Origin of the sequence: Micromonospora sp. NPDC049799 (genome assembly GCF_040656655.1) — a bacterium.
Classification (GTDB): Bacteria; Actinomycetota; Actinomycetes; order Mycobacteriales; family Micromonosporaceae; genus Micromonospora.
In genome coordinates, this window is record NZ_JBFAMU010000319.1 from 1 (window position 1) to 5796 (window position 5796).

Annotated in this window: 7 protein-coding genes; 3 read left to right on the forward strand and 4 right to left on the reverse strand. The window is 73.5% G+C overall.

The window, feature by feature from the left end; translation table 11 throughout:
- Window positions 1–133 precede the first annotated feature (133 nt).
- Together AB0I76_RS20955 and AB0I76_RS20960 are read right to left on the reverse strand one after the other, a co-directional pair.
- Complete coding sequence (locus AB0I76_RS20955) at window positions 134–985, reverse strand: phytanoyl-CoA dioxygenase family protein (protein ID WP_357037924.1); 852 nt, start codon at window positions 983–985, stop codon at window positions 134–136.
- An 87-nt stretch (window positions 986–1072) separates the two neighbouring features.
- Window positions 1073–1741, reverse strand: a complete 669-nt coding sequence (locus tag AB0I76_RS20960; protein ID WP_357037927.1) for a nitroreductase family protein — start codon at window positions 1739–1741, stop codon at window positions 1073–1075.
- A 114-nt stretch (window positions 1742–1855) separates the two neighbouring features.
- On the opposite strand from AB0I76_RS20960, the gene AB0I76_RS20965 reads away from it, so the two are divergent.
- On the forward strand, window positions 1856–2584 hold the full coding sequence (locus AB0I76_RS20965; protein ID WP_357037930.1) for a helical backbone metal receptor: 729 nt from the start codon (window positions 1856–1858) through the stop codon (window positions 2582–2584).
- Window positions 2585–2601: 17 nt separating this feature from the next.
- On the opposite strand, the gene AB0I76_RS20970 is transcribed toward AB0I76_RS20965, so the two are convergent.
- The gene (locus AB0I76_RS20970; protein WP_357037941.1) at window positions 2602–3543 is read right to left on the reverse strand and encodes a TerC family protein; all 942 of its coding nucleotides are present in this window, start codon (window positions 3541–3543) and stop codon (window positions 2602–2604) included.
- Window positions 3544–3713: 170 nt separating this feature from the next.
- Complete coding sequence (locus AB0I76_RS20975) at window positions 3714–4412, reverse strand: CBS domain-containing protein (RefSeq protein ID WP_357037933.1); 699 nt, start codon at window positions 4410–4412, stop codon at window positions 3714–3716.
- Between the two features lie 212 nt (window positions 4413–4624).
- On the opposite strand from AB0I76_RS20975, the gene AB0I76_RS20980 reads away from it, so the two are divergent.
- Both AB0I76_RS20980 and AB0I76_RS20985 read left to right on the forward strand, forming a co-directional pair.
- Complete coding sequence (locus AB0I76_RS20980; protein ID WP_357037936.1) at window positions 4625–5182, forward strand: hypothetical protein; 558 nt, start codon at window positions 4625–4627, stop codon at window positions 5180–5182.
- Window positions 5183–5356: 174 nt separating this feature from the next.
- The gene (locus AB0I76_RS20985) at window positions 5357–5749 is read left to right on the forward strand and encodes an FKBP-type peptidyl-prolyl cis-trans isomerase (protein ID WP_357037939.1); all 393 of its coding nucleotides are present in this window, start codon (window positions 5357–5359) and stop codon (window positions 5747–5749) included.
- Window positions 5750–5796: the final 47 nt, after the last annotated feature.

Genomic DNA, 5796 nt, shown 5'->3' on the forward strand with positions numbered 1-5796 from the left:
GGTGCCGGCGGTCCGGCACGCCCTGGAGTGGGCTGTCGGCGAGGGCGTGCCGGTGGCCACGGTGGCGCCGGAGCGCGTCTTCGTCGGCTGATCCGGCCGGCCCCTCGCGGCGGCGTCGGCTACGGCCGTCGGCTCACTCCGCGCCCATCACCAGGCCCTCGATGGTGTGCTTCTGCCGGATCGGCGTCAGCGTGTCGACCACCGGGCAGGGCAGGTGCGCGCGCACCGAGGCGGGCAGGTTCTCCCAGTAGCCCCGGGTGACGGCCATGTCGTGGTGCGCGGCGTTGCCCGCGCCGGGTGCGTCCACACCGAGCACCAGCACCGGGCGGGCCAGCGTGGAGACGTTGGGTGTCCCCCGGTGGACGGTCAGCGCCGAGCGGGCGGAGATGTCGCCGCGTCGGGGGTACTTCCGCACCGCCCGGCCGGCGTACCGCGGGTAGCGCTCCTTCGGGGGGAACATGCCGTGGTCGAAGTCGTCGCCGGCGTCCCACTGGGTGCCGGGCGCGATCTCGAACGGCCCCATCTCCTCCACGGTGTCCACGGTGGTCAGGTTGAAGGCGAGGGAGGTCAGCCGCCGCTGCCGGCGGGTGTCGGGCGGCATCGGGAAGTCGCGGTGCCAGGGCTGCATGGCCGCGCCGGGGAACGGGATGTCGAAACCCAGCTCGACGATCTCGTACTCGTCGCCGAGCACGGCCCGGCAGACCGCGACCACCCACGGGTGGGTGACCAGGTCGACGAAGCCCCGCAGCTGCTCCGGGTGGATCTCCACGTACCGCCGCTGCGGGCCACGCCCGACCGCGCCGTCCGGGCGCGCGCGGGCCTCGCGGAACGCGGCGTCGATGTCCTCACCCACCCGCTCGACCCACTCGACGGGGAAGGCCCCCCGGCAGGCGGTGATCCCGTCGCGGTAGAGGTCGCCGAGCGCCTCGACCGGGATCTCCTCGTCTGCGTCGGCGGGCTGCGGGGTGCGGACGTCGGACCTCATCGGACCTCCCAGGGGGTGGCGGTGAGCCGAGTATTACAACGTTGTAGAAGGCCCGCAAGAGGGGACCGCAACCGACCCCGGCGACGCTCAACGCCAGACCGCGACCTCGTCCAGGGGCTTGCGGTCGATGTCCGGCACCCGCGCCCCGTCGGCCGGGTACCCGACCGGGATGATGAGGTTGCCCCGCTCCTCCGGCGGGCGGTCCAGCAGCTCGTTGAGGAACCGCAACGGGCTCGGCGTGTGCGTCAGCGTCGCCAGGCCGGCCTGGTGCAGCGCGGCGAGCAGGAAGCCCACCGCGATGCCCACCGACTCCTTGACGTAGTAGGGGCGCGGGCTGCGGGGCCCCCGGTGCACCTCGAACACCACGATCACCGCCGGAGCGGTCTCCAGGAACGGCTTGCTGGCGTCGGTGCCCAGCGGAGCCAGCGCCGCCAGCCACTCCTCCGGCGCGCGCCGCTCGTAGAACACCTGCTCCTCGGCCTCGGCGGCGACGCGCAGCCGCCGCTTGAGGTCCGCGTCGGTGACCACGACGAACCGCCAGGGCTGCCGGTTCGCCCCGCTGGGGGCGCTCGCGGCGGCTCGGAGCGCCTCCCGCAGCACACCGTCCGGTATCGGCCGGTCGCTGAAGTCGCGCACCGTGCGGCGCAGCACCAGCGCGTCGGCGAAGGCCCGGACGCGGGGCAGCGCCACCGCCGGGGACACGCCGTAGTCGGGTACGGACCGGGTGGGCGGCACGGCAGTCAGGTCGCGGGGCATCCGGCCATTCTCCCGGCCCGCGGCGTTGACGGCCATGCGAGCCGGGCATGATTCGGCGTACGCGCGGGCCGCGCGCCGACGTCGCGGCCCGACGCGCGGGAGGGGGTACGACGGATGCGGGTGGTCTCCCTGGTGCCGTCGCTGACCGAGGCGGTGGCCGTGACCCTGCCCGGCCTGCTGGTGGGCGCGACCGACTGGTGCACGCACCCGGCGGGGCTGGAGGTGGCACGGGTCGGCGGGACCAAGTACCCGGACCTGGACGCCGTCCGCGCGCTCCGGCCCGACCTCGTCCTGCTCAACGTCGAGGAGAACCGCCGCGCCGACGCCGACGCGCTCGCCGCGGCCGGCGTACCGGTGCGGGTGACCTATCCCCGGACGGTGGACGGGGCGCTCACCGAACTCGGCGACCTGCTCCGTGACCTCGGCGCCCCGGCCGAGCCGGAGTGGCTGGTCGCGGCCCGACGGGCCTGGGCCGCGCCACCCGCGCTGTCGCCGCGTCGTGCGGTGGTGCCGGTGTGGCGGCGCCCCTGGATCGTGCTCGGCGGCGACACGTTCGCCGGTGACCTGCTGCGCCGGCTCGGCGTGGTCAACGTGTACGCCGAACACGCCGACCGCTATCCCCGACCGGACCTGGACGAGCTGCGTGGACAGGCACCGGACCTGGTGGTCCTGCCGGACGAGCCGTACCTGTTCACCGCCACCGACGGGCCCGAGGCGTTCCCCGGCACCCCGTGCGCCCTGCTCTCCGGGCGGCACCTCACCTGGTACGGCCCGTCACTCGCCGAGGCGCCCGCGCTGCTGGCCGCGCAGCTCGCCGCGCCGGTCACGCACCCCGGCGGCTGACCTCCCCCACGCGAGGGTCACGCCGGATCAGCCCTGCCGGCCCGCTGGCGCTCGCGGCGCGCGGCCACCACGCTCCACCCGATCGACACCGACAGGGTGACCACCACCACCGCGAGGGTGAGCCAGACCGGCACCTTGCCCACCGGCGTCTCGGCCAGGATCAGCTTGAGCCCGGCGAACGCGAGCAGCAACGCCAGTCCGTAGCGCAGGTAACCGAAGTGCCGCAGCAGCCCGGCGAGGCAGAAGTACAGGCTCCGCAGCCCGAGCACCGCGAACGCGGTCGCCGTCCACACCAGGAACGTGTTGCCGGTGATCGCGAGGATCGCCGCCACCGAGTCGACCGCGAAGACGATGTCGGTCGCCTCGATCGCCACCAGCGCCACCAGCAGCAGCGTGGCGCGGCGGCGACCCGCCACCCGGACGACGAACCGGTCGCCGTGGTACCGCGGCTCGGTCGGCACGAAACGGCGGAACAGGCGTACCGCGACGTTGCGTTCCGGGTCCACGTCCGGCTTGCCGCGGACGGCCAGCCGCCACCCGGTCCAGACCAGGAAGGCGCCAAGCACGACACCCGCCCAGGCCAGCCGCTCCAGCAGCTCCGCACCGGTGACGATGAAGACCAGCCGGAAGGCCAGCGCGCCGACCACGCCCCAGAAGAGCACCTTGTGCTGGAACTCGTCGGGCACCCGGAAGTAGCCGAACAGCAGCGCGAAGACGAAGACGTTGTCGACCGAGAGCGCCTTCTCCAGCAGGTAGCCGGAGTAGTACGCGACCGCCGGTTCGGGGCCCCGCCAGGCCCACACGAGCAGGCCGAACGCCAGCCCGGCGGTGATCCAGACGACGCTCCAGATCACCGCCTCGCGCATTTCGATGACGTGGTTGTCGCGGTGGGAGAGCATGTCGACCGCGAGCATGACGGCGATGACCGCGCCGACCGCCGCCCAGGCCCAGAGCGGCACGGCGAACGTCGCCTCGTCCACCGGCGTCCTCCGCATCCGTGCCCGGACAGGCGGCGTCCACGCCCGCCACGGCGACCTTCCGCTCTGCACCCCCGTACGCGCCGAGCCTAGGCGAGCCGTACGCCCCTCGACGGCGCTCTGCCGAAGTCGCCGGGGCCGGCCGGAAACGCTCAGGCCACCGGAGTGACCTGTCCCGGTGCCATCTCGAGCAGGTCCCTGTCGTCGACGTCGTACGCGATGGTGCTGGTCACCCGCACGACGCCGCTGACCTGACCGGCGAGCCGGGCGGCCAGCTCACTCGCGCTGCGCCGGTCCAGCCGGCCGTCGAGGACCACCTCACCGTCGCAGACCTGCACGGTCACCAGGCCGTCCCGCACGGCGAGCACCCGACGCAGGACCTCCTGGACCACGTCCTCCCGGATCTCCGCGTCGGTCCGCAGGTGCACCCGCAGGAGGTCGCCGCGGGTGACGATGCCGACCAGCCGACCGAGGTCGTCCAGCACCGGCAGGCGCTTGACCGCCTCCCGGTCCATCTGCCGGGCGGCGGACGTGATCGTCGCCTCCGGCCACGTGGTCACCGGCGGCGCGGTCATCAGGTCCCGGGCCAGCAGCGCGTCGGCCTTCTCCCGGGCGGTACGGTGCCGCCGCCCCTCGAAGACCCGTCGCTGCTCCGGCTGCCCGGCCCGCTCGATCTTGTGCAGAAGATCCGACTCCGACACCACGCCGAGCACCCGGCGGAACCCGTCCACCACCGGTACGCCGCTGATGCCCCGCCGCACCAACGCGTCGACGATCTCCCGGTACGGGGTCTCCTGCCACACCGTCGCGACGTCCCGCGTCATCACGTCACCGACCTGCCACGTCCTCATCACGACCTCCTAGATGGTCTCACCAGGGACGCTACGGACCACGGACGCCGGGGCGGCAGGGGCGCGGGACCGGACCGGCGGGGCCATACGGACCGGTCGACGAGGGGTCCAAGGACCCGGTCGGTCGGGGCCCGGTCGGCCCTGCTGACGGGGCGCCCGCAGGCGTCCAATGGAGATGCCACCGGGAAGCGCGGTGCGGAACCAGAAGGGACGTGGAGACAATGACCGCGACGACTGAGCGGAACACCGCCGCCACCATCGCTCCGGCGGCCGAGACCACCCGGGAGCGCGCCACCCGGTACGTCTTCGCCGGGATCAGGATCGCCCTCGGCTGGACCTTCCTCTGGGCGTTCCTGGACAAGGCCTTCGGCCTGGGACACGCCACCGAGGCGAAGAACGCCTGGCTCAACGGCGGCAGCCCGACCAAGGGGTTCCTGACCTTCGGCGCCGCCGGCCCGTTCAAGGACTTCTACAACGGCATCGCCGGCGCCGCGTGGGCCGACTGGCTGTTCATGATCGGTCTGGCGGGCATCGGTGTGGCGCTGCTCCTCGGCATCGGGATGCGCGTCGCCGCCGTCGCCGGTGGCCTGCTCTACGTGCTGATGTGGACCGTCGTCCTGCCCCCCGAGAACAACCTGTTCCTGGACGACCACCTCATCAACGCCGCCCTGCTGGCCGGCCTCGTGCTGGTCAACGCGGGTGCCACCCTCGGCCTCGGCCGGACCTGGGCCAAGCTCCCCCTCGTCCAGCGGTTCCCCTGGCTGCGCTGAGAAGATCCGGCACCACCTCCAGCGGGCGTCACCACCGGTGACGCCCGCTGATCCGTGCCGTGACAGGACCGGCCGTCGGAGCCGGTTCGCCGGACCGGCCGCCATCGGCCGGCCACGATCCGGCAGGATCACCGGTGACCGGACAACCGGATCGAAACGGCAGGAGACTCCCGAATGAACCAGGCAGCAGGCGCCCGCTCGGGCAAGCCCGAGGTGGGCCCGATCGAGGGCGCACCGCCCGCGGACCTCGTGATCGAGGACATCACCGTCGGCGAGGGCCCCGAGGCCCAGGCGGGTCAGCTGGTCAGCGTCCACTACGTCGGGGTGTCGCACTCCACCGGGCGGGAGTTCGACGCCTCCTGGAACCGGGGCGACACGTTCGAGTTCCCGCTCGGCGGCGGACAGGTCATCGCCGGCTGGGACCAGGGCGTGGTTGGGATGCGCGTGGGCGGCCGTCGCAAGCTCACCATCCCGCCGCACCTCGGCTACGGCGACCGGGGCGCGGGCGGCGTGATCAAGCCCGGCGAGACCCTGGTCTTCGTGGTCGATCTGCTCGACCTCCGCTGAGACCGGCGGCCGGTGCCGCGTCGGCGGTACCGGCGGCCGAACTGCGT

Bases quoted from the DNA above. Each gene is read 5' to 3' on its own strand.
- AB0I76_RS20985 (WP_357037939.1), top strand. From the start codon at position 5,357: ATGAACCAGGCAGCAGGCGCCCGCTCGGGCAAGCCCGAGGTGGGCCCG.
- AB0I76_RS20965 (WP_357037930.1), top strand. From the start codon at position 1,856: ATGCGGGTGGTCTCCCTGGTGCCGTCGCTGACCGAGGCGGTGGCCGTG.
- AB0I76_RS20955 (WP_357037924.1), bottom strand. From the start codon at position 985: ATGAGGTCCGACGTCCGCACCCCGCAGCCCGCCGACGCAGACGAGGAG.
- AB0I76_RS20960 (WP_357037927.1), bottom strand. From the start codon at position 1,741: ATGCCCCGCGACCTGACTGCCGTGCCGCCCACCCGGTCCGTACCCGAC.
- AB0I76_RS20975 (WP_357037933.1), bottom strand. From the start codon at position 4,412: ATGAGGACGTGGCAGGTCGGTGACGTGATGACGCGGGACGTCGCGACG.